Source organism: Proteiniphilum saccharofermentans (assembly GCF_900095135.1).
Lineage (GTDB): Bacteria > Bacteroidota > Bacteroidia > Bacteroidales > Dysgonomonadaceae > Proteiniphilum > Proteiniphilum saccharofermentans.
In genome coordinates this window covers 1691034-1716068 of the sequence record NZ_LT605205.1, presented here as the reverse complement: position 1 = coordinate 1716068, position 25035 = coordinate 1691034, and the positions used below count along the sequence as shown (strand labels likewise).

The following is a 25035-nucleotide window of genomic DNA, read 5'->3' as shown; positions in this document are numbered from 1 at the left end:
GCAGGGAATATTATGATCCCCGATAATATGCCCCTCTGCCTATCGGCCAATATGGCCATGACCTCATTATTGGAATCCCTTTAGGCTTACGATCATCCGGATAATATAACTTATCGGCCACTTCTTTTGAACAGATATTCCCATTCTTAACGATATATTTAAATGGGACAGGGTCATACATAAATCTTGGACTGATATTATTAACATCACCAGTCCCCCATATTGGGCCAATTACACTATCATTCGACCAGACTACATTAAGATCAGGTGCTCCCAATACAGCACTAGTCTCTGTCAATATATTCTTCAACCAAACAGAATCATCCACATGAATATGATCCTTGGTGTATAGATATGCTATTGTATCATTACGCTTGAAATAGCAATCGGGCCTTTTGAACATTATTTCAAAAGCATATCTTGTAGAGAATAGATACAGTTCGTTAAAATCATCTCCCTCTACGATCTCTATAAAAATGAATTTTTCATTTTTTCCTCCTGCTCCAGTTTGCATAAAATCTTCAAAAGCGATTTCTATATCACATACTAATCCTGGACTCAATCCTTTTTCTCCGACACAATGTATATTGTCAGATAACTGAGATTTTACACTCTGAAATAAAAATAGAATAATAGCACTAAATATAACTTTTTTCATATTCAACGTATTTTCAGATTGGATTATAAAAGAGCCATCATTTAAAAGAGCCATCATAACTCCACCTTACCCCTTTTCGCCAACCCAGTATATATCCCTTTAACCCATAAACTCGTGAGAACATCATATCGGCAGGTGATTCTATTGAATTATTAGGATGAACATGAGTTGTAGCGTAAACTCTGGCTCTTTGAGACATACTCCCTATATAGAAATGATTACCTTCTTTTTGGAAATAGGTGTATCTATGACTGGTACTTATATCATTTCTCTGATATCCAATACTCACATTATAATCATACGCTTCGCGGTTCATATAGTAATCCCAAGAATCATTGTTAGGACCCCAATTCCAAAGGTAGGCTTCTCCCGCCACCCTTTCAAAATAAAAACCTCTACTGGTGTCATAGTATGACGTTTCAATACCTAATTTTTTACTTAATGCTAAAATCATTTCATCCGCCTCCTCCGAAGTGCCGGTGTAATAATCACCCTCCCATTTTGGTTTCTTGGGTTGTTTATACCTTATCTGCTCTCCTCTACCTTTATATGTTTCTGACTCTCCCGCCAGTCGTCCCAATGCTCCACCTAATGTTGATCCGATAACTGCACCTCTTTTACCCATTTGATGAGCATAATATGAATCCCCTTTACTATGTATCATACCTCCGGCATATCCGGAACCATAACCAATCGCTCCTCCAACAATCCCTCCTGTTAGTGTGTACGCAGCTATTGTTCCGTTTCCAAAATAAGCAAAAAAAGCTGTGTTTGCCAGGGCGGGGGCACCAACAGCAAAACCATATCCTCCCACTGCACCAATCACGGCACCTACTCCAAGACCAAGCCAGGTGTTACCGCTCCAACCCCAATTAAAGGGGTTCAATTCACCTCCTTCTGCCGATGAAGCTCCTATATACCCTCCGATTATCGCTCCAATGATAACAGGTATAAACCAGGCTAGCTCCCCATCCTGATCAATATAGACCAATGGATTATTCATCGCATAGGTATACCGGTTATAATGCTGTGTCATTAACGGGTTTTGCACATACGGATCGGGAGATAGGAAACGTCCCAACGCCGGGTCGTACAGCCGGGCATTCATATTGATCAACCCGAACCAGGGCAGGTGTTCATGGCCGGTGTAACCGCGCGCTAAAAACAAGGCCGGTTCACTGCCCGGTACGTATGCCACCTGCGTAGCGGGATTTCGCAACCGTCCCCAGGCATCGTAACTATATTCAGCTTTCAAAGAACCATCAGCATTCGCAATATGCGTAATACTGCCTAAGTAATCACGACAAATATAATAAATTTTCCAACTACCCGCTTCTTTTACATACACTGCAGGAGCGGAATAAGTATCACCGCCCAGATACAACCGTTCGACACCGCTCTCTTTATCTATTTCATACTGCCCGCCGATATAGTGTCGTGTCAACACATCCGTCGAGCCTTGTTTAAGGTGCATCTTTACCCGGTCTCCGACACTATTGTAGGTAAATGTGGCATTATAGCCGTTCTCCGAAAGGGTGGACGGGCGCTGGAAAGAGGTGTAGGTTACCGTTTGTTCCCGTGCAGGCACAGAACCGCCCGTAGGTGTGATCAATGAAACCTGATATGGCTTGCCGCTATGGGTATATTCCATTGTCCCCACACCGGCGATGGAGGTAATATTCCCGTTGGCCGAGTAGGCTATGGCCTTACCCGCCGCATTGGTCAGCCGATTCATATTATCGTAACCAAACGTTTCGGTAATATTCCGCTTGTTGTCCTTACGGCTCTTCAGGTTGCCTCTCTGTATCTCAAAGTCGTAGATAAAACTTTGGATGCTCCCAGCCGTCCTTCCCGTGGGCATACCGTAAGCCGTATAGCTGTAGGTACGATTCATACTGCCCGTGGTTGCCTTGGTAGGTTGTCCTAAAGTATTCTCTTCCGTCAGTTTCCAGATGGAGGTTGTACCAAGTTTAATCTCAGTGTTATGGCCGTAGTTGTAAGTAAAATGTTCCGTGCCTATTTCCCCGTTTTGTGAAGCGTAGAGGATATTTTGAATATTCCCTCCATTGTAATTATAAGTTTTCTTCAACCATTTTCCGTCGGGTACGGTTTCTTCCACGATCTTTATCCTATCGTAAGTATCATATTCTTTATAATCTGTTCTTGTTCCATTGGTAGATACTTCATAGTCCAACAAAACGATATTATCCGCCTTATATTCGTATGTTGTATTAAATTCAGGGCGGGTAACAGATTTTATCCGTCCGTCGGGATGATAAACCGTTTTAACGGTTTTATTATTGGCATCCTTTACAGTACGTGTCAATTCCCCGTTAGAGGCATATACATCGCTGAAGGTCTGCGTGCCCGCGCTGGGGTCGGCGATGGATGTCTGCCGGCCATAAACATCATAACCGAACGAAGTGACCACATTGCCGGGCGCGGTGATGGAAGAAGGTTGCCCGTCCGGACGCAAGGAATAGGTGATGGTCCCGCCCGGGTCGGAGACACTCACCAATGCGCCCGAGGCATCCACCGTTTTGGTAGTGGCAATGCCGTTCTTCGTTTCGGTAGTACTTAGTCCGTTATAACTCCATGTTGTGTTTTTACCGGAGGCTTCTTCCAGTTTAGTGGGACGGTTATAATTATCATGACTATAGGTATTCCATGCCGAAGGCGACGAGCCTTTGAACGGCAGGGATACTTTCTCAAGCCGCCCTTTGCTGTCATATGCTTTATCGACATACTGCCATTGCCCGTCGAACCGCTGGTGGCCAGCGCGCACTTCACGGTCCAAGGCGTCATAATGGATAACGCCGGCAGGGCTGCCGGTAGCGGTATGAGTGATGGTGTACAGCCCTGCACCACCCCAATCGATTTCGGTGGTTTCAGAAGTCCCGTCGGGATATGCCACGGAGGTTAACTGCCCCCATTCATTGTAAACGCGGGTAGTGATCCGGCTCTTATGATCCTCAATGGTTTTTGGATTACCGTATTTATCGTAATTGGAATAATCCGTTTTTTGCAGCAATGCGTTGGTGACGGAAGCGATATATCTGCCCGAAGGATCGTAGGTGTAGGTGTTCCCGAGGAACTCTGTTACATTGTATGGCGCTGATTTTTCAGAGGTTACGTTACCGTTGGTATCGTATGTCCACCGGGTCTCGCCCGTTTTATTGGTACCGCTTGTACCCGTGTAGGTTATCCGCGTTGCGGGCAGGCGAGCGCTATTGTAGGTAATCGCTTCTTTATGGATCCACGAAGCACCGCCCCGGGTGTTGGTCACGGTCGTGGTCAACGGCTGGCCGATAAGGTACCGGGCAGAGGTGACAATATTGTCATATGTTTGGTCGGTTATCCGGGTGATCCCCGACCCCGAGCCGATGTTCAGGGTGATCTTCGTGGGGTTGTTATACGTGTCGTATTGGTAACTGGCGTATGTATATACGCCAGTCAACTTGTCGGTCTCGTTGGAAGAGGTCATCCGGGGATTGCATTTTCTGTTGCTTCCTTCGTTACGGGTATAGTAGTAATTGGCCGTACCGAAAGGTGAATCGACTTTGGTCGTTACGCCGAACAATAAGGGATCACGTTCTTCCTCAACCGTGATATTTTGTACGTATTCAATAGTCTTCACCTTCTCAAACCCCGAGAATCCAAGCCCGGTTTTATGTGCTACAGCACCATACCAGGTGTAGTAATATTGTTTGACGGGACGATAATTATCCATATAAATATTAGACGTACGCAAAAGATTCAAGGGAGCGATCAAAGAGAAAAAAGGATAGGATCTGCTGATTGATGACGTGATATAGTTATCGTTCTCCACCATATTGCTGTAGTCATTCATATATTGCATCCCGTAACTGTCGGTAAGACCGGTCAGGAGCTTATCTTTGCCTTCATCTTTGGTAAACCGGTAACACTTCACATAAGCATCCTCAATAGTGATAAAATGGCTGGAATTGCGGAATTCCACCACATTGGCCGGTAATATCTTCGAATTCGCGGTAACCGTGACTTCATTTCCGGTAGCCGTGTTTTGTATTATACCATGTTTATTAAGGAATGCTCTTACCCGGTTATTTTTCAATCGCAACAGGTCGCTTTTCCCGTCACCGTTGACATCCATCAGAAAATAGGTCTCCCCCGATTCCGCATTTGTTACGGATTGAGTGCTCTTCACATGCCCCTTGCCGGTGGACAAATACACAGTCCATGTGTTCCCGTTATCAACATAACCAAGGTCAACCTCTTTGTAAACACTCCTCCCGTGTGTCGGACAGCAGGCATCATCCACATTATAGGGTGTACCGTATCCTTGACATGACTGCAAACTCGAATTGCACTCGTTGCAATATAAATTATAGATAGACACGAAATTAGTAACATCGTAGTTGCATTTCCTGCAATTATGCGAATATTCATTGATAATAGGATGAGGTGTACCACAATTATAACACATACTGGGTGCCCAGACAGGTATGGGAGCGTACGTCCTGTCCTGGTAAGAGTTGACAGGGGGGATCAGGATATCGGCCATTCCATCGCCATTAAGGTCGCCAATCAGTTCGTTCCTGTAGAATTCCGTCCTTGTCAGGGATGAGGAAAATGGAAGGGCTGTAAAAGAAGTGCCGCTCAGCGTATAGACTTTCCATCCCGATGAAGATGCATAGCAGAGTTCGGTTTTTCCATCACCATTGACATCTATAGTGTGTGTATATTGTCCATCGTAGAGACCGAACGAAAAAAGGCTGCCTTCATAAATTCTGGAACCTGTATTCAAATCGATTAATGAGAAAATTGAAGTGCGGTCGGTATTTTTCGGACCTTTATTATGCGAAATTGTCAGCAACTGCATCTTTCCGTCCCCTTTGAAGTCCCCGAAAAAGTACTCTCTCGACATGGGGCTATAGGTTTCCCTCCCGTCGTTGTAATATCCTCCTACATTCACTGTGTACCAACGGGAAGAGATAGTGCCCGACGGCGTCGAATAGATTGTTATCTTTAGCACAGTCGCATTGGCGGAGACATTTACGCTGTGGAAATTCACTTTCACGATCTCATCTACTCCGTCGCCGTTCACATCGACGGCAGAAATTGTCTGAAATCCGTCTTCGGCTTTGATTGTATGCATCTGGCTGATAAAGGAAAGCCCCGGTGCAATCAGGATATCCTGATTCGGACTACAATTGCTTCCATACAATTCATGCGTGTACTTGAAAGGCCATTTTGTGATGACCCTTTTACCGATCTCTGTATAGGGGCTGTAATTTCCGGGAAAGGTGACCAACCCGTCATTGAAACGGTTCCTGATAAATTTACCGCGCACGTATACCGGCCTGGCTGTTGATCCGCTCGCGAAATAAGAAGACAAGAACTGTTCTGTTTCCTTTATCAGGCTGCCTTGCGAACCGGGGTAATAGTATTCGTATGTAAACTGCAAAGGATTCAAAGACTTGGGACCGGTCTTGCAATCGATCCGTGTAAGCTGCCATACATTATTGAGGACATGTGCCAGGGAATAAGTCCGCAACTCATTGGTCTCGTTAACGGAATTATAGGAAACAATGCTTTTCAGGAGTAGTTTTGCCGAGATGGCAGTTCCGTCCACATATACAGGGGTATAATCGGTGCGCGTTTCATAGTTGAAACGTATTTCCGCTAAATGCGCAGCCTTGGTTTTGCCGCCGTACCTGATATGGGAAACGTAGTAATTGTTCCCTGATTCAGTAAAATTTTTATATTCATAGTTAATCAGGTATCCTTTCAGGTCTTTTATTTCGGTTAACGGGTATATGTGCCTCATTGACATGTTGTCGGTAAACCCAAACGTAGCGGTACGCCCGTCAGGGTACGCTACGGAAAAATAGGCTATGTTGGATTCGTACATGTGTTTTTTCACCAATACAAATCCCTGGGCCGTTTCATAGTGGTAGTCGGTTAAACTTCCGGTGTTAGGGATCAGTCGTGTTCCATCCAGGTAAAACGTGCATTCTTCCGGTTTGGAAAGATCCAAGGGGGTAGTCACATTATCGTAATAGACAGATTTTCCTGATGCCGTTATGGCAGATAAACCCGAAATATTCCATCCGTAACCTGCAACTCCATTGCCGGCCTGACTGTTATAAGTCAATGCTATCTGAGGTGCAGATGACGCAACAGGTGCCGTCGGAACAGGTATGGAATAGAATTTCCCTCCCGAAGGGGTAACTCCTTCAGTAAAATCGATTTTCCCCTCAGACTTACTTTGGTCGACGGACATTACCTGCGCAGATAACTCAACCACAGCACCGTTTTCCTGCATATACTTATTTTTCAACACTTTGTCTGCATTGGAGATCAAGGCAGGAACACCTGACTTAATATCGTCCAGCACAAACCCTTTAAACCTATAATGGTAAAGAGTATCACCTTCGCCTAAAACTTCCGGTTCAATGGTATATCCGGTTTGTTTATCATATAAGTTATTGGAAACAAAGAATCCCGAATCATTATAATGTACATGGTCGCACGATTCATCCGTACAGACATGTATATGCCCCGTTTTTGGTATCGTATCATTGCCTGTATGGCAAAACGCTTTCGTTCCCGGCAAAACCCACAGGTTGATGCCGAGCAATAAACAGAGCGGAAGATTTCTATTCAAAGTGTAAAATGTTTTCATACGCATGTGTTTTTTAAGTAATGGGTTATCATTATTGAACCGGCAAATCAACAAATCATTTCTTGATCACCCTCCAGGCAGTGGGTTGACCATTCAGAATAATATGCAGGATGTATATCCCTTTGGGGTACCTGCCCATATCGACAAGGGTCGTCTCGCCCGTGATGCGCCGTTTTGCCACGATGATCCCGGTTATATTGTAAAGAGAATATTCACCCTGCATGGAGGGGGCGTAACCGGAAACCCGGATGGTCATCTGTGTTTCAACGGGATTGGGATAGATCCTGACCTGTGTATCATCGAGAGTCTCCTCGAAGAAGACCGTGTCGGCCGGGTTCTCCGAATCGGAAGCACTCCGGGGTTCAAGCACTATGGTACGCCCCACCCGGTTACCGGCGGCGTCGTACGCGTAAGTCAACTTCTGCTGCGCTTTGACAGCCATCGCCAGCAGCAGGGTCAATGAAAGTAAAATAGCTCGTTTCATGTTCGGTATTATTTTTATGATGTTAAAATTCCCGTAACAACCCGATTACGGGTCGGATCCGCCAATAGGTTATTCCATCACAGTTTCCTGTACTCGAAATATCCTTCATAGTTTACACTCTCCAGGATAACCTGTATATAATACAATCCTTCCCCGAAAGTGGAAATATCCACGACACACTCTCCGGTATTGGTTATGTTAAACGATTGTTGCCGCATACCACCTGATCCTGTGATAAGAATGGAAACACCACCGGCATAATTACCTACGGTAACCATTACGGCTTCATTGTATAAAAATGCGGCAACTGTGGCAATAGTGACACTTCGTGTACTCTTCTCCTGTTCTTTCAGGGTAATAACTTTCGGATCGGCAGACTCTCCGCGATTGACGGATGTGGAAAAAAGAGAAGATCCGCACAGACAGAGAAAAACAAACAGTGTAATTTTTTTATTCATGAATATATTCTTTTGTAGTGTTAATTACTCATTACAAAGAGAATATAAAATATGTAATACTTCGAGTTTTTAATAAAATATTTTTTAAATTTTACGCCTATGGATAAGCTATAAGGCTCACTATCAAAATTATATTGAGGTTACCACTTTACGCTCCCGCAGTGTTATGAAGAAGGTGTTTTTACCCGTTCAAAGAAAGAAGTATTGATTCCCGACTCCTTCAGCTTATTTTTTAGCTGGTTCTTTCTGCTACGTATGCTGGCAACACTGGTTCTGAGTATAATGGCCATATCGCTGTTGGTCACACCGCAGCAAATCAAAAAAAACATCAATAACTCAGATTTGTTGATATCATCTGGAAGGGAGATGCCGGTCAGCTCTTCGAATTTCTTTCCGGAAATATCACGGGCAAAACCGTCTATTAAGTTTTTTGACATTGATTTCAGCAACTGTTCGATAAAGTCGGCAAAATCGGGTTTTAACCTTCGCTCTTTGTTGGCCAAGGCGCCTAGTTCTTTTTCTATTAAAAAGAATTGGGTTAACATCCGATTATAGATACTCATGGTGAACTGCTGCTGTTTGTTTTTCCTCATTTCCTTTTCCATCTCCATTTTTTCGAATTTTACCCTGTTGTTTTTTTTCTGGATATAGATGGCTGAAAGGATTAGAAGAATGATCAGGCAAAGAATCACAATTATGGCTATCCTTGCATGTGCCTCAGCCCGCAATGCTTTGTTTTCCGCCTCACTGTGATTATATTGTTTTTCCAGTTGCAATATATGGATATCTTTCTGTTTTGCAATTGTCTTATCATGAACAAGGGCCGCTTCCCTTCGATAGTTGTTTGCTGTTTTGTAGTCGCCCTGCTCTTCTGCTATATCTGCCACATTTTCATACAGCAGGTAGTTTAGCTCATAATTAGAGTCGGGAATATGTTCAATAGATTTCAAGGCATAGAGCATGGCGCTGTCTAATCGGCCGAGATAGCGATATTGTTCGGCAATGGAATAATACATCCGGAAAATATCTGGTTTTTCTTTCATTAACGGCACTAATCCAAGCAGCTCCTTTTCCTTTTCCAATGCTTTATCATATAGTTTCTGAGTAGCATAATAAACAGATTGGGCATTCAGCAGAAAATAATCTTCATCCACACTTTTCGGGGAAATAGCGTCCAGTGTGTCGAGGTATGCTTTTCCCCGGTCAAGATTTTCCAACTTCAAACTATTCCAGAAGAGTGCGAGATAGCTGTCGAAAATGTGTGCCGGATTTTTTTCAACTTTGGCACATTGCAGGGCTTTTTGCCGATACTCGGCGGCAATGGTGAAATTGCTGTTCTTTTCATGTATGCTTCCGAGAAAAAAGTTCAACAGGTAAGCAATGGAAGGGTCTCCCTTCTGTTGGAGGGAGAACATTTTTTCTGCCTTTTTGAGCGGGAGCAGCACAGTGCTGTCGGTAATATTCATCCGGTATCTGACAACACTCTGATAAATAAGCGAACGGATATGGCCATCCGTTCCCGGCCGGTGTTTGGTATAATATCGTACCACCCCGCTGATCAATGAATCGGAAGTGAATTCGGTATATGTTTTATCATCAACAATGGTTTTTAAAAGTCCGTGGTATGCACGGTTGGCAGGGGAAAGCCGTCGGGGATCGAGCTTACGCAGGCTGTCGGCAATGGTCTCAGGATATTTTCCCAACTGATTGTCCCATTGCTGCAAACGGATATATGTTTGCCGTTCTCCTTCATTATCACACGACAAGGGTATCCATAGCAATAAAAATAGCATTAAAATAACTTTCAGGTTATCCCTCCCCATAGCATTCGATTTTTCACAAATTTAGATAAATTTCTAAAATTGTGCAATGGAAAATTGACAGTTGACAATAAAAAAAAGAAATACTATATTTGCAGGCTAAAGCATAGGCGAATGATCTGTTTTCCCAACGCAAAAATTAATTTAGGGCTCCACGTTGTTTCGCGCCGAAAAGACGGCTATCACAACCTGGAGACTATTTTTTATCCTATCGGGTTAAAAGATGCCCTGGAGATCGTCCCGGTAGTGGAGACCGGGGCGAAAAAGCCTGCCGGGGTTCCGGAATTTACCGCAAGCACAGGTTCGACGGCCGACAATAAACCTTCTCCCGGTAAGTACCGTTTTTTCCAGACTGGCATTCCGATCGAGGGAGCACCGGAAAATAACCTGGTGATCAAATCGCTGCACCTGATAGCCACTGAGAAAAAGCTGCCGGAAATAGATATTCACCTGCTCAAAAAGATTCCGTCCGGTGCTGGATTAGGCGGCGGTTCTTCGGACGCGGCATTTATGCTCAGGCTGCTCAACGAGACTTTCGACTTAGGGTATTCAAAAGAAGAACTGATGCTTCGTGCCGCCCGTTTGGGTGCTGATTGCCCCTTCTTCATCCTGAACAGGCCCGCTTTTGCTACAGGCACCGGCGACGAACTGGAACCCATAGAGTTAGACCTAAGCAACTATATGCTTTTACTTGTGAAGCCAGATATCATGGTCTCCACCAAAGAGGCTTACGCGATGATCACCCCGCGGAAACCGGATCTACCGCTGAGAGAGATTATCCGGAAACCGCCTGAAACATGGAGAGAGCTACTGAAAAATGATTTTGAACCTCCTGTTTTCAAAAAATTTCCCGAAATTTGCAGGATCAGGCAAAAACTTTATGAAATGGGGGCGGTATATGCTTCCATGAGCGGGTCGGGGTCGTCTGTCTTCGGCCTCTTTGAAGAGGAACCTGATTGGAGGGGAGCATTCGCCGGCCATTTCGTTTGGAACAGTGATAAGGTGGGAAGGTGATTTTTAGTTTACAAAATATGAAACGATATTCTTTTTTTTACATCATTGGCGGGTTACTGCTGGTAATAAGCGCAAAGGCGCAGCAGCCGCTGATGCCGGACAAGATCTATTCTTTCGATCCGATTCCGGTACAGAGGCCGGTAATGCTGGATAGTACAAACCTCGACAAATCCACCTTTTCGGATGAAAAGCTACTCGCCTATCCGGTCTCCTTTCCGGCACAGGAACGGTTTACCACAGAGCTGACTCCGGATACGGCCGGATTTTTCAACCTGACAAAACCACAACAGGGAGAAGCATTGCAACTATTCTCTTTCTTTGTCACCGGTGACCGCTATGGTAAAGGGAAACTCACCATAACATCGCCCAACCCGCTGGAATTGTGGATCGATAATGTGAAACGGGCAACCAAAACACAGGTAAACGATAGCCTGCACCAGTCGGGATCAGTAGATACGAACCTGAACGGGCCGGCGAACAATGTGCGTATTGTCATTAAGATGCTCACCTCGGCAGAATATAAGGCAGATCCCGCTGTGAAGATCGAACTGAAACCTGACGAGAAAGATTCCCTGCTCGTCTATACATTTAATAACATAGACAACCGAAGGATCAATATCAAAGATATCCTTGAAGGAAAAAGGGTGAATAGCTCTTCAGTTTCACCCAGTGGACGATTCGTGCTGCTAAGCCTGCGGGAGACGTTGTCCGGCGGGAATAGCCGGAGTTATACAGAGATATATGATGCCAAGCAGAAACGGATGATCCTTTCGGAACCGGGCGGCAGAGCACAACTGAATTGGATGCCAAAATCAGATATGCTCTATTATGTGGCCGATGACAACAGCGGACGGACACTCTACACACTGGATCCGCTCACAGCAGAAACTAAAATTATTGCCGAAGGATTACCGAAAGAGAATTTCCATATGGCGCCCGATGAACAATCGGTTTTCTTCTCCACAAAGGAAAGCATTACCATCAGTAATCCCGGGGGGTTGAAACGGCTGCTCGGGATCGACGACAGGCTGCCGGGTTACCGTGACCGCTATTTTTTATACCGGCATTTCTTCAATACGGGTCTCACCCAACAACTCACCTTCGGACGCCAAACCGCTTCACTCAATGATGTGACTGGCGATGTAAAGAGACTGCTCTTTTCCACTTCTGAAGAATATCTTCTGGAACGCCCTTTCCGCAGAAGTTCGCTCTATATGCTGGATTTGGAGACCATGGAGGTGGATACGATCTGGAAAAATGAAACGTACGCCTACTCCGCCCAGTTTTCACCCGACGGAAAACAACTGTTGATCCACGGTGCTCCCGAAGCATTCGGAGGTATCGGGCTTAATATCAAAGAGGGGCAGGTTGCCAACAGCTACGATACACAATCGTTTATCATGAATCTGGCTACCCGGCAGGTGGAACCGGTCACCAAAAACTTCGATCCTACCATTAGCGCACAGGAATGGAATGCGCAGGACGGATATATCTATTACCGCGTAGAAGAGGGTGACCGTGCAAATATGTACCGCTATGATCCGAGACGGAAAAAGTTCGACAAACTACCGCTCAAAGAGGATGTGATCCGCTCATTCAATATTGCCGAAAATGCCGCATGGGCGACTTATACAGGGGTAAGCACATCGAATTCGAACCGGAGTTACCTGCTGAACCTGAAGACGATGGAATCGACCCTGATATCCGATCCCTATGCGGAGCGGCTGAACAAGCTGGAATTAGGAGAAGTGAAAGACTGGCAATTCACCAGTTCTTTCGGCGATGTGATCGAAGGACGTTACTATCTGCCTCCTAATTTCGATCCGAAGAAAAAATATCCGCTGATCGTTTATTACTATGGCGGAACCAGCCCTACGTCACGAACATTTGAGAGCACTTATCCGTTACATGTCTACGCCGCGCAGGATTATGTGGTCTATACGCTGCAACCGAGCGGCACTACCGGCTACGGGCAGGAGTTCTCTGCCCGCCATGTGAATGCCTGGGGCGACCAGACTGCCGAGGAGATCATAGAAGGAACCAAAGCGTTCGTAGCCTCCCACCCTTTTGTGGACGGAACAAAGATCGGTAATATAGGTGCATCGTACGGCGGATTTATGACGCAGTACCTCATCACCAGGACCGACCTGTTTTCTGCTTCGGTATCGCATGCCGGGATCAGCAATATTACCAGTTACTGGGGTGAAGGATATTGGGGTTACTCTTACAGTGCAGGAGCAAGTGCAGGAAGTTATCCATGGAACAATCCCGACCTCTATGTAAAACAAAGCCCGCTCTTTTCTGCCGACAAGGTCAATACGCCGTTGCTGCTACTGCATGGAACAGCCGACACCAACGTGCCTATCGGTGAGAGCATCCAGATGTACAACGCCTTGAAACTGCTCGGCAAGGAGGCAGAATTTATCCAGGTGGAAGGTGAAAACCATGCTATCTATGATTATGACAAGCGGATTGCCTGGAATAACGCTATCTATGCCTGGTTCGCCAAATGGCTGAAAGAGGACTCCCGCTGGTGGGATTCGATGTTTCCTGACAATTGAAAATTGAAAATGAAGAATTGGTAATTGGTAATTAGTAATTAGTAATTCTAAAATATGAATCTGGAAAAACTTTGTAATGAGGTAAAAGAACTTGCACGCTCTACGGGGGAATATCTGAAAACAGAACAAACTGTCCTGCGTAAGAGGGATATTGAGTTAAAAAGTACCCGCAACTATGTGACATATATCGATAAAGAAGCAGAGAGGCGGTTAGTAGAGGGATTAAGCCGGTTACTTCCCGAAGCGGGATTCCTCACAGAAGAGGAAACAGTGGGGTTTGAACAGAAAGAGTACACATGGATCATCGATCCGCTGGACGGCACTACCAATTACGTGCACGGCGATTCTCCTTTCTCGGTGAGTATCGCCTTGATGAAAGAAAATGAAATTATCCTGGGTGTGGTATATGACCCGCTGGCTGCACAGATGTATTCTGCCACCGGAGCAGGAAGGGTTTTCCTGAACAATAATCCGGTAAGAGTGAGCAGCCACTCCACCCTGACAAACGGCTATATCGGCTTCGGCATTCCGTACAGCCTAGATGAGAGGGGTGAACAGATCCTCAGAAATGCCATGAAGCAGTTTCGCAAATGCAGTTTCCGCATCAAAGGATCAGCAGCACTGGAAATCTGTTACATAGCGGCAGGCGTATGTGACGCTTACTTTCATAGCGGCCTCTCACCATGGGATGTAGCTGCCGGAGCATTTATCCTGCAATGTGCCGGTGGAAAATGCAGCGATTTTTCCGGAGGTGACAATTACATTTTCAATAAAGAACTGGTCGCTTCAAACGGTATTATTCATCAGGAAATTATGGAAACCATCATACAGGGAAACTAATGGAAAACCAGACTGTTCTAATAGCATTCCTGCTAACCCTCTTTGCCGGCTTATCAACCGGTATTGGCAGTTTGATCGCGTTTTTGGCTAAACGCACCAACACTAATTTTCTTAGCCTCTCACTGGGACTTTCCGCAGGTGTGATGATCTATGTTTCTTTCATGGAATTGATGCCTAATTCGTTGGAGTCGCTCACCGGCATATTTGGCCAGAAAACAGGTATGTTCTATATGATCCTTGGTTTTTTCGGAGGTATCGCACTGATCGCACTGATTGACTTCCTGGTTCCCAAATCCCAAAACCCACACGAAATACACGGTGTGGAAGAGATGAAGACAAACTACAGATTGAAACAGACCGGTATCATCACTGCCGTTACCATCGCCATCCACAACTTCCCGGAGGGGATCGCCACTTTCATGTCGGCTATGAACTCCTTCGAGGTAGCCATCCCCATTACAGCGGCTATCGCCATCCACAATATTCCCGAAGGGATTGCGGTATCGGTTCCTATTTATCACGCTACCGGCAGCAAAAAGAAAGCATTTTGGCTTTCATTCGCCTCAGGGTTGGCTGAGCCGCTGGGTGCACTCATCGCTTTCCTGTTTCTGCTTCCTTTCTGGAATCCGGTACTGGATGCACTCATTCTCTCAGCCATTGCCGGGGTAATGGTCTTTATCTCTCTGGATGAGTTATTACCCACCGCAGAAAAATACGGTAAACACCATCTCTCCATTATAGGACTGATGATTGGCATGGCGATTATGGCACTGAGCCTCTATTTGTTCATCTAAACAAAAAAGATTATTTTTGTTTCACGTTTTTACAGATCTATCAACACTCATACACAAACAGCGATGACAACAGATATTAGACAAATAGGCGAACGGATTAAAGGGTTGCGCGATGCGATCAACCTGTCCCCCGGTGAGATGGCCCATAGACTGGAAGTAGATACGGACGATTACCTGCAATTCGAAGCAGGAGAGAAAGATATCTCCGTCTCATTTTTACAACGCATCGAGCGGGAGTTCAATGTGGATCTGGGAACCCTGATGTTCGGCACGGAACCGCGTATGAATGCCTACTTTATCACCCGGAAAGACAAAGGTGTAAGTGTGGAAAGGGTTTCTGCCTATAAATATCAGTCGCTCACCTCCGGCTTCACCAATAATGTGGCAGAAATTTTTGTCGTCACGGTAGAGCCCAAGCCATTGGATATCGATTTTTACCAGAATATCCATGCAGGACAGGAATTCAACATGGTGTTGGAAGGAAGTATGATGCTGCATATCAACGGCAAGAACCTGGTACTTGAAGAAGGCGACAGCATTTATTTCGATTCGTCGCTACCACACGGTATGAAGGCGCTTAACGACAAACCGGTGAAATTTCTTGCCGTCATCCTATACCCATAATCAATCGAGAAACAAAATATTTTCCTTCAACCGTCGAAATCTTTCCACAATCAAAGATCGTGACGTCATAATACGGTTATCATGCTAGAAAAATTTGTAAAGAAAACCTCATTCAGTTCGCATCAGGATTTTATCGACCATTACGATATCTCGGTTCCCGAAAACTTCAATTTTGCTTATGATGTGACGGATGAATGGGCGCGAACAAACCCCGGAAAACGGGCGCTCTGCTGGACTAACGACAAAGGGGCACACAGGGATCTGACGTTTGGCGAACTGAAAACGCTGTCAGACAAGACAGCCTCATTCTTCCAATCGCTCGGCATCGGAAAAGGAGATATGGTAATGCTTATCCTGAAAAGAAGCATCGAGTTTTGGCCGACCATCCTGGCGCTACACAAGATCGGAGCCATAGCGATCCCGGCAACCCATCTGCTGACCGATAAAGATATCGTTTATCGTAACAATGCGGCAGATATAAAGGCGATTGTAGCCGTACAGGATGAAAACCTGATTGAGCATGTGAATCTGGCAATGGCTAAATCGCCTACGGTACAACACCGTATTATGGTGGGTGATCCCATTCCCGAAGGGTGGATCGACTTTCACCGGGGAGTGGAAGAAGCGGTTCCGTTCGTCAGACCGGAAAAGGTGAACGATAACGACGATATCATGCTCCTTTATTTTACTTCCGGTACTACGGGGCAACCTAAGATGGTGATACACGATTTCACCTATCCCCTAGGACATATCACTACCGCCAAATACTGGCATAACCTGCATGAGGATAGCGTACATCTGACTGTGGCAGATACCGGATGGGCCAAAGCGGTATGGGGAAAACTATATGGACAATGGATCGTGGGCGCCTGCATATTTGTCTACGACTTCGACGGCCGTTTTATTCCACACGATATGCTCCGGATGATATCGGAATACAAAGTCACTTCGTTCTGCGCTCCTCCTACCATCTTCCGGTTCCTGATCCGTGAAGACCTGGCCAAATATGATCTTTCGGCTCTGGAATACTGCACTACTGCAGGAGAGGCGCTCAACCCGTCAGTATTCGAGACTTTTTATAAACTGACCGGTATCAAGATGATGGAGGCATTCGGGCAGACTGAGACAGCCCCTACTATAATCACTTTCCCCTGGATGGAACCCAAACCGGGTGCAATGGGTGTCCCCAACCCTCTTTACAAGATGGATCTTCTGACCCACGATGGACGTGCGGCCGAAGATGGGGAACAGGGAGAGATCGTCTTCTATACCGACGGAAAGCGTCCTCTTTCCCTGTTCAAAGGCTATTATCGTGATGAAACGCTTACCCAGGAAGTATACGCGGATCATATTTATCATACGGGCGATATGGCCTGGCGTGATGAGGACGGCTACTACTGGTTTGTAGGGCGTACCGACGACGTGATCAAGAGTTCCGGTTACCGCATCGGCCCGTTTGAAGTGGAAAGCGCTGTAATGACCCACCCTGCCGTGGTGGAATGCGCCATCACCGGCGTACCCGATGAGATCAGGGGGCAGGTAATCAAGGCAACCATCGTGCTGGCAGAAGAATATAAAGCGCAAGCGGGCGATGAACTGGCTAAAGAGATTCAGGAGCATGTAAAAAATGTAACGGCTCCCTACAAATACCCGCGGTTGATTGAATTCGTAAATGAATTACCCAAAACGATCAGCGGAAAGATCCGACGGGTGGAGATACGCGAAAGAACGGGAAAACAGGACTGATCTCACATAAAACATGTATTTTTGCAACTGCTAAACAAAAGAGAGGTGATGATTTGTTGATTCAATCTCATTCAATCTCATTCAATCTAAATCAATCTAAATCAATCTAAATCAATCTTGGTTGATGGTTCTAAAATAAATTAATTATATGAAGAAAGCATACGTATTTCCCGGTCAGGGAGCCCAGTTTGTGGGCATGGGTAAAGAGTTGTACGAAACATCACCCTTAGCAAATGAATTATTTGAAAAAGCAAACGAAATACTGGGATTCCGGATCACCGACCTGATGTTTGCCGGAACGGATGAAGACCTGAAACAGACAAAGGTTACCCAACCTGCCATCTTCCTCCATTCAGTGATCCTGGCAAAAACACTGGGAGAAGAGTTCCAGCCCGATATGACTGCCGGCCATTCGCTCGGAGAGTTTTCAGCATTGGTAGCTGCAGGAGCCTTATCATTTGAGGATGGACTTAAACTGGTATATGCCCGTGCGCTGGCCATGCAAAAGGCGTGTGAAGCCAATCCCTCCACCATGGCAGCCATTCTTGCGCTTCCCGACGAAAAGGTGGAAGAGATCTGCGCATCGATTGATGATGTGGTTGTGCCCGCCAATTACAACTGTCCGGGACAGATCGTGATCTCCGGTTCCAACAGTGGAATAGAAAAAGCCTGCGAACTGATGAAAGAGGCAGGCGCCAAACGCGCATTACCCCTGAAGGTAGGCGGCGCTTTCCACTCACCGCTAATGGAACCTGCCCGTGTAGAATTGTCGGATGCCATTGAATCGACCCGTTTCTCGGCTCCCGTCTGCCCTGTGTACCAGAATGTATCCACCACAGGCGAAACAGATCCCGACACAATCAAGCAGAATCTGATTGCACAGCTTACCTCACCGGTAAAATGGACACAATCGGTACAACAGATGATTGCCGACGGCGCCACGGAGTTTGTAGAACTTGGTCCCGGCAGCGTGTTACAAGGACTTATCTCCAAGATCGACAGAAACGTTACCGTCTCAGGAAAACAATAAATTTCAGGTATTTAAATGAGTTTGAACCGGAGTAGGATATAGTACTTACTCCGGTTTTTCAATGTCCATTAAGGTTTCTTATCTAATTTTTTTTGTTAAAATCGAATTTAGAAAATACATTTGCATTGTAACGCGATTACTAACACAGAAAACAGAAAGCTATGCAAAAATTATTGTCCATATTTACACTCATTGCGTCTGTGACATTTTCGGCACACGCACAGGAAGAGTTTTTCAGCGCCCCCAATTATGTCCAGATCGAAAGAAACATAAAAGAACCGACTTCTACCTACTATTATCCCAAATTGATGGAGAAATATATGGCCGGAGACGAGAAAATGACCCTTGAGGAAGGACGACATCTCTATTTCGGTTTTATCTATCAGCCGCAATATATGCCGGTTGACACCTCCTCATATAACAATAAACTGGCAGAAGTATTATCCAAAAAGTCATTCACTCCGAATGATTATACCAATATCCTGGAATATTCAAATGCACTGTTGCTCGAAGATCCGTTTAACCTGCGCGCGTTGAATGCGAAATTGCTGGTGTATGCACAACAGAACAATACCGAAGAATATAAAAGAGTGGCACAACAACGGCGAGTAGTGCAAAATGCTATTGCGGGCACCGGTGACGGGATGTCGGATAAAACTCCGTTTTACGTGATCAAGGTGGCTCATGAATATGATATCCTTCCTTTTCTGGGTTACAATTTTGGTGGTAATGATAAAATTCTCTCAAGCAAAAAGATAAATTATCTAACCCTCGGAGATAACCGATTCGGCGTAGAGAGAGTATATTTCAATATTGCTCCCGTTATTGATCATGTGAGTTCACGCGGTGGAGGAAAAATGTAAAGTGGTTGTCAAAACCACTTTCTTTTTTTAAAATACCAAAGCATCCCGATGGCGATCAACAACATTACTCCCCAGACTATGAAATAACCATACCGCCAATGTAGTTCCGGTATATTGTCGAAATTCATTCCATAGACACCCACAATAAATGTGAGCGGGATAAATATTACCGAGAAGATGGTAAGCAGCGCCATTATATCACTCAGCCTGGTACTCATGGAAGAATGATAAATATTTAACTCATCGTACAATAGTTCACGATAATAATCCAGTAGTTCTACAGCCTGATTTATATTATCCTGAAGTTCTTTATAGTGTTTCTCGTTTACCGGGGCAATAAAATCGCTTTCCGATTTCACAAGCCCTATGATCATCTCCCTTGCAGGTCTTATATAACGCCCTAAATTACTCAGTTCACGCTTGAGAAGATTAATTATTTTGAGTGTTTCCCTACCGGGATCCATAATCATCTCGTTTTCCAGGTTTTCAATCTTTTCGCCAAGTCCTCCCAAAATAAAGATATAATTGTCAATTACTACATCCAGCAGGGCAAAGGCCAGATAATCGGCGCCCAATGTCCTGAATCTCTTGGAATGCTTCCTGATCCGCTCCCTGACCGGATTAAACAAATCGCTCTTCTCTTCCTGAAAAGTGACAAGCAGGTTATCCATTACCACAAGACTCAGGTTGTCGACAGATACCCGGTTTTTCCCTTCGTTGAGTTCCATCATCTTTATGGAAACAAAAAGCCCGTTATCGAATTCTTCCATCTGAGGACGTGTACCCGGCTCCATCACATCTGATAAAATATCGGCCGGGATTTGCAGGGTACCTACCAACTCTCCCATCAATTTCTCATCATGCAATCCGTCGATATTCAACCAAATGAGTGTTTCACTGTTTTTATAAGGCAGGAGTTCTTCTACCGACCGGATTGTCGACTCGTTCACTTTCTCAAAATCGATCTCAAAAAGTGTCATCCGGATATCTCCGGAACGATGTAGGCCACGAAACTTCAGTTCGTACGGCGAGAGTCCTATATCTTCTTTGCGTTTAAGCATAACGGAATTTCTCCAAATGAACAGGATGGAGAAGCAAATTCCGACGCTCTTCCTCCAAATCATAAGTCCTTTGCAAACGTAACCAGAAGTCAGCTTTTCCTCCGAAAACAGCTTCTATCCTCAATGCTATTCCAGAAAGCATAACGTCCGGTTATGTAAACCTCTTTCAGGATCGAATTTTCATACACCAGCAATAATTGGTTTTCCTTTACGGTGATCACCTCCAGCCGGGAAATCACATCCTCATTTTTCAATACAATATCCAAATCCAATTCACTCCTGAATGGAACCATTGTGTCGAATATCTTCACTTCTCCACCCCACAACCAATGCGCACCTTCATCCAGTACTCTTTTAACTGATCCGTTTTTCACGACCAAACCTACTTTGTAGGCTTCAATTTTTACTCTCTTCATCATAATATCTTGTTTTAACGATTTTCATCTTAAATGAAAATAATGGTTTTTCGCCATCCGGTATTCGCGGGAAAAGAATGAGCCATACTGTCTACAGGATAGAAAATCTTTTTTCCTGATTCATCTCATCATGAAACACTTCACAAGGATTGAACCAGAGAAAGCCAAAGCGCTTTACGAGTATGAAGGCCGAAAGGTCAATGTAAGCAAACGTACCGTCCAACTCGATATCCAGACCATGCGTAGCGAAAAACTGGGATACAATGCTCCCATAACGGTACGATTTTTCAAATTAAAGTAAAACTCAACTTAGAACTTGAACGCCTGTTTTTGGGCTTCGGCGACTGCATTGAAGTAATTTCTCCTTCACGGTTAAGACACAGAATTTCAGATACCCTGCGTGCCGCATACAGCCTATATGAAGAAAAATAAAACACTACCGTTTTCTGTCCAGATGGATGCAGGTTTCAAAGAATTTAATAATATCATTCTTAATCAGTTCCGGATGTTCATGTCCGATATTATCATAGGTGTTAAAAACAGCATTTACATTATTGGCTGAATATATACTCCTGCATCTGTCCCATCGATCCGGTAGCATTTGTTCTCCTAAAAGATTAAAGATCTGATCCCTTTCATACGGATCGAATGCGTCTTCATAAGGAACTGCGTCGTTATCATCAAATCTTCCCATAAAATAGAACTGAGGTGTTTTTAAAAATGATGTTCTCTGAAATTCTTTACCTGTTATTTCATCAAAATCACCCGTACCTACCGGATATTTCACTATTTCATTATTAATACTATCCATAGGAAGCATTAATAAGCCATTTAATCCTCCTGCTGCTACAGCCAGTATTTTTTCCGGATGCATGATGGTAAATCTGTTCGCGAAAGTTCCCGATGCAGAAAATCCGGTCAGAAGATACCGATTCCCAATCCGGATATTTTTACCTTCCAACCTCTTTTGAGCATCCACGCACATTTCAAGAAACTGAATATCGAGTCTTTCCAAAGAGTTACCTTTCTGAAACATCACATCCCTATCTAAAGCATGAGTATATATTTTCCATTCTGATTTCGGACGAGGGAATACAGGGACAATCAACGGATATTTTAATTTTTGTGCGACCCAGTTTCCCAAATAAAAATCGACAGTCACGATCCTTTTTGCTTTTTCAATATGTTTTTGTAAGTCGTCATCGACAAAACCTGAATTATTCGGTTCAATAATCAGATAATTCTCTTCGTATTCAGAAATGCCATTCGGAATAAATAAAAAATAGGGGTATTCGAATTGATTATTTACACCGGGTTCGACAAATATCAGTTCACCGTTATATGAATCAACACATCCGTTAATCAGAATCAGAAAGGATAAACAAAGAAAATATTTCATAGGATTATCTTACAGTCATTATTTTTCATAATGCGAGGTTACTGAAATAATTGCGTACAACTCTTGGCACAAATATAATGGTTATTACCGGAATGTACAAATATCAACATTCCGGTAAACTCCTCATTACTAACCATTATCCACTTTCCTCTTTCAATTATCAATTGTCAATTATCAATTACCTCAACCTGTTGATCTCGTTCTCACCGGCACCCGTACCTTTATACCTGTTCTGGCCCGTATTGAATTTATAGCGGAGAGTGAGTTCCAGCTCCCTTGTATCCCAACGATTGAACTGGTATATCTCCATTTTTTCGTTATAGAAAGTAACTCCGGTTATCTGCCTGTTAAGCAGATCATGTCCTTTCAGTACGACGGATAACTGATCATTCATGAACGATTTGGTTATTCCGGCATTCACTATAAACTGATTTTCAGAAAGATAAAGATTTTGATTATGTCCTTTACCCTGAAAGCGTGTATCTAATGTCAGTATAAATCCCTTCGGTAACGTGAAAGAGTTATTTAGCGAAGCTACCGGCATGGGGCTGCTCATATTTACGGGTTTGCTATTACTGTTGATAGTAAGCCATTGTTTGATAAATCCGGCACTGGCTTGCGGACTCCATATCCCAAATTTGGGAGAGACCGTAAGGAAAGCGGTAAGCGAAGGCAATTTCTCCAGGTTACGAAGGGTTACAAGGCTTACGGCTGGATTCTCTTCCATTTGCTCAGTCCAGACAATAATAGCATCTTTTTCATTCTTGTAGCTCATCATTAATTGGATAAACTTCCATGATCCCGTCAATGTGGCATCGTGAATGATCTCGTGCCTGAGAAAAGGATTTCCCGATTCCAGGGTAAAACGGTTCACATAAAGCACATTACTTCGAAGCTGGTGATAGTAGGGACGTGCGGTTTTCGCTGTATAACTCAGTTGTAGCTGTGCATCTTTGATGCTTGTGGCAAAGGAAAAGTTGGGGAACCATTGCGAATAGTTCCTGCTCTGTTCATCGATCTTCACGTCGTTATTGAAATAGTCGGAACGCACATTCTCGTAACGCAGTCCGGCGGTAAACCGTCCGACAGACACCGGTCGGGAGTATTCTGCAAAAAAGCTTCCGTTCTGCTCCCGGATAGTGGTGTAGGATGAGGGTATCATGCTGATATCGGTCATATATTCGTCATCCCTCCGTGTGTTGGTATATTCATTGCCGAAAGAGACCTTTCCGCCTAAGACAGGATAGGATAATACCAGCCTGGAAGCAAACAGGCGGTTATCCAGGTTGTTTTCCGAAGTGATCGTCCTATTGTCGAATTCCTCACTGGTTTCCGTAATGACCGACTCCGAAGATTGTTTTCTCCTGAAATAATCGGTATTGAGGTCGACCGTCAATTTTCCCACCGAACCGTTGTAATATAGATTCATTCTATGCGCAGGCATATTCGCCGAACGGTTATCATCAATACTCAGCCATCTATCATAAAAGGCCCCGTCGGCATACACGTCGCTGTGAGTAGTTGATTTCATTCCGTTTTTACCGGGGAAAGATGCATGAGTATATTTCATTCCCACATAGTGTGCCGGCGAGATTTCGTAATTCAGCCCCACGATCCCTGTCAGGATATTTCCTATTCCGTCGATATCCAATTTATTATTTTGTGTCCAGAGCGTATCGGCGAATGTTTTTTGCTCTATCCTGCTATCTTGTATATAGGCATATCTCTCATATTTGAGCGTGCCGAAAATATCCCAGCCTTTGTGGCGGTAATTCAGGTTCAGTTGCTCCCTGAGATCGGTATTTTCCGTCTGAAGGTAGGTGGAACGCAGGTCGAAGCCGAATCCGTCACCCGTTTTACGTACGGTATATATCCGTATGACAGCCTTTACCGAAGCGTCGTAGCGTGCACCGGGATTGTGTACGATTTCCACCTCTTTGATATCGGCCGAACTAAGGTTATCGAGTTCCGACTCATCGCGTAGTTCCCGGTTATTGATATAAATTTTGGCTTTTCCTTTTCCCAAAACGGTGAAATCGCCTTTATCACCGGTCACGGCCGGAAGTCGCTTGAGCACATCGTTGGCGGTACCGGCTTTACTTAACACGCTATTCTGTACCGATGTGACCAGGGCGTCGTCCCGCAACCTGACCTGTGGAAGCGTTCCTTTCACCACCACCTCGTCGAGCAGGGTTGTGTCGGGTTGCAGGAGTACCTGCTGTTCCGGCCGGGCAGGCAGGATTTGGGGTTGGTAACCGATAAAAGATATCTTTACGATAGCGTCCGAATTTATCTCGTTGGTAAGTGAGAATTGTCCTGTTTCATTGGTGATTGTCCCGGCTATCAATACCGAATCGGGCAGAGAATAGAGAGCCACATTGGCATACCCTATCGGATTGTTGTCGGTGTCTGTAACGGTTCCTTTTATTTGCGCACTGAGCGGTAGCACGAAGCTACAAAGTAATAACGAAAAAAATAATTTCCAACTCATAATCGTTTTTTGGAAATATGACATCTCATGGGTTCATTTGGTTACAAATTAGTTATAAAAAGATAATCCGCCCCTCCACCCTATCTGATAAGACAGGATCGAAGAGCGG

18 protein-coding genes and 1 pseudogene are annotated in these 25035 nt (G+C 44.6%); 10 read left to right on the top strand and 9 right to left on the bottom strand.

Going from position 1 to position 25035, the window contains the following annotated elements; translation table 11 throughout:
* Window positions 1-10 precede the first annotated feature (10 nt).
* The 5 genes from PSM36_RS06530 to PSM36_RS06510 form a co-directional block, all read right to left on the bottom strand.
* Window positions 11-658, bottom strand: a complete 648-nt coding sequence (locus PSM36_RS06530) for a hypothetical protein (protein WP_139233490.1) — start codon at window positions 656-658, stop codon at window positions 11-13.
* 37 nt (window positions 659-695) lie between these two features.
* A complete protein-coding gene (locus PSM36_RS06525; RefSeq protein ID WP_161947552.1) occupies window positions 696-7325 on the bottom strand; it encodes an FG-GAP-like repeat-containing protein in 6630 nt (2209 codons plus the stop codon).
* Window positions 7326-7380: 55 nt separating this feature from the next.
* Window positions 7381-7809 carry a T9SS type A sorting domain-containing protein gene (locus PSM36_RS06520; RefSeq protein WP_076929969.1) on the bottom strand — a complete coding sequence of 143 codons (429 nt, stop codon included), beginning with the start codon at window positions 7807-7809 and terminating at the stop codon, window positions 7381-7383.
* 77 nt (window positions 7810-7886) lie between these two features.
* Window positions 7887-8267, bottom strand: a complete 381-nt coding sequence (locus PSM36_RS06515; RefSeq protein ID WP_076929967.1) for a DUF3244 domain-containing protein — start codon at window positions 8265-8267, stop codon at window positions 7887-7889.
* Between the two features lie 164 nt (window positions 8268-8431).
* Window positions 8432-10090 (bottom strand): tetratricopeptide repeat protein, encoded by a 1659-nt coding sequence (locus PSM36_RS06510; RefSeq protein ID WP_076929965.1) that lies wholly within the window; start codon window positions 10088-10090, stop codon window positions 8432-8434.
* A gap of 111 nt (window positions 10091-10201) precedes the next feature.
* On the opposite strand from PSM36_RS06510, the gene ispE reads away from it, so the two are divergent.
* From ispE to PSM36_RS06470, 8 genes are all read left to right on the top strand, one after another.
* On the top strand, window positions 10202-11101 hold the full coding sequence (gene ispE / locus PSM36_RS06505) for a 4-(cytidine 5'-diphospho)-2-C-methyl-D-erythritol kinase (RefSeq protein WP_076929963.1): 900 nt from the start codon (window positions 10202-10204) through the stop codon (window positions 11099-11101).
* A 17-nt stretch (window positions 11102-11118) separates the two neighbouring features.
* Window positions 11119-13662: a S9 family peptidase gene (locus tag PSM36_RS06500; protein WP_076929961.1), complete on the top strand. Its 2544-nt coding sequence runs from the start codon at window positions 11119-11121 to the stop codon at window positions 13660-13662.
* A gap of 54 nt (window positions 13663-13716) precedes the next feature.
* Entirely contained in the window at window positions 13717-14502 is a 786-nt protein-coding gene (locus tag PSM36_RS06495) for an inositol monophosphatase family protein (RefSeq protein WP_076929958.1), read from the top strand.
* A complete protein-coding gene (gene zupT, locus PSM36_RS06490; protein WP_076929955.1) occupies window positions 14502-15296 on the top strand; it encodes a zinc transporter ZupT in 795 nt (264 codons plus the stop codon). The genes PSM36_RS06495 and zupT overlap by 1 nt, the downstream gene beginning before the upstream one ends.
* Before the next feature lie 63 nt (window positions 15297-15359).
* Complete coding sequence (locus tag PSM36_RS06485; RefSeq protein WP_076929953.1) at window positions 15360-15920, top strand: helix-turn-helix domain-containing protein; 561 nt, start codon at window positions 15360-15362, stop codon at window positions 15918-15920.
* An 81-nt stretch (window positions 15921-16001) separates the two neighbouring features.
* Window positions 16002-17666 carry an AMP-binding protein gene (locus tag PSM36_RS06480; RefSeq protein ID WP_076929950.1) on the top strand — a complete coding sequence of 555 codons (1665 nt, stop codon included), beginning with the start codon at window positions 16002-16004 and terminating at the stop codon, window positions 17664-17666.
* 148 nt (window positions 17667-17814) lie between these two features.
* Window positions 17815-18696, top strand: a complete 882-nt coding sequence (gene fabD, locus PSM36_RS06475) for an ACP S-malonyltransferase (RefSeq protein WP_076929947.1) — start codon at window positions 17815-17817, stop codon at window positions 18694-18696.
* Window positions 18697-18857: 161 nt separating this feature from the next.
* Window positions 18858-19559 carry a DUF4919 domain-containing protein gene (locus PSM36_RS06470; RefSeq protein WP_076929944.1) on the top strand — a complete coding sequence of 234 codons (702 nt, stop codon included), beginning with the start codon at window positions 18858-18860 and terminating at the stop codon, window positions 19557-19559.
* Between the two features lie 8 nt (window positions 19560-19567).
* On the opposite strand, the gene corA is transcribed toward PSM36_RS06470, so the two are convergent.
* Window positions 19568-20620, bottom strand: coding sequence for a magnesium/cobalt transporter CorA (gene corA, locus PSM36_RS06465; protein ID WP_076929942.1), 1053 nt, complete (start codon window positions 20618-20620; stop codon window positions 19568-19570).
* An 89-nt stretch (window positions 20621-20709) separates the two neighbouring features.
* Window positions 20710-21039, bottom strand: a complete 330-nt coding sequence (locus tag PSM36_RS06460; protein ID WP_232001532.1) for a hypothetical protein — start codon at window positions 21037-21039, stop codon at window positions 20710-20712.
* Between the two features lie 166 nt (window positions 21040-21205).
* Between PSM36_RS06460 and PSM36_RS17865 the strand changes: the two are divergent.
* A pseudogene (locus PSM36_RS17865) lies at window positions 21206-21316 on the top strand (helix-turn-helix transcriptional regulator); the annotation flags it as partial.
* Window positions 21317-21366: 50 nt separating this feature from the next.
* The gene (locus PSM36_RS17935) at window positions 21367-21468 is read left to right on the top strand and encodes a hypothetical protein (protein ID WP_449421187.1); all 102 of its coding nucleotides are present in this window, start codon (window positions 21367-21369) and stop codon (window positions 21466-21468) included.
* 4 nt (window positions 21469-21472) lie between these two features.
* Here the strand turns inward: PSM36_RS17935 and PSM36_RS06455 are convergent, their stop codons facing one another.
* A complete protein-coding gene (locus tag PSM36_RS06455; protein WP_076929939.1) occupies window positions 21473-22435 on the bottom strand; it encodes a hypothetical protein in 963 nt (320 codons plus the stop codon).
* A 178-nt stretch (window positions 22436-22613) separates the two neighbouring features.
* Window positions 22614-24926 carry a TonB-dependent receptor domain-containing protein gene (locus tag PSM36_RS06450; protein WP_076929936.1) on the bottom strand — a complete coding sequence of 771 codons (2313 nt, stop codon included), beginning with the start codon at window positions 24924-24926 and terminating at the stop codon, window positions 22614-22616.
* Between the last annotated feature and the right edge of the window lie 109 nt (window positions 24927-25035).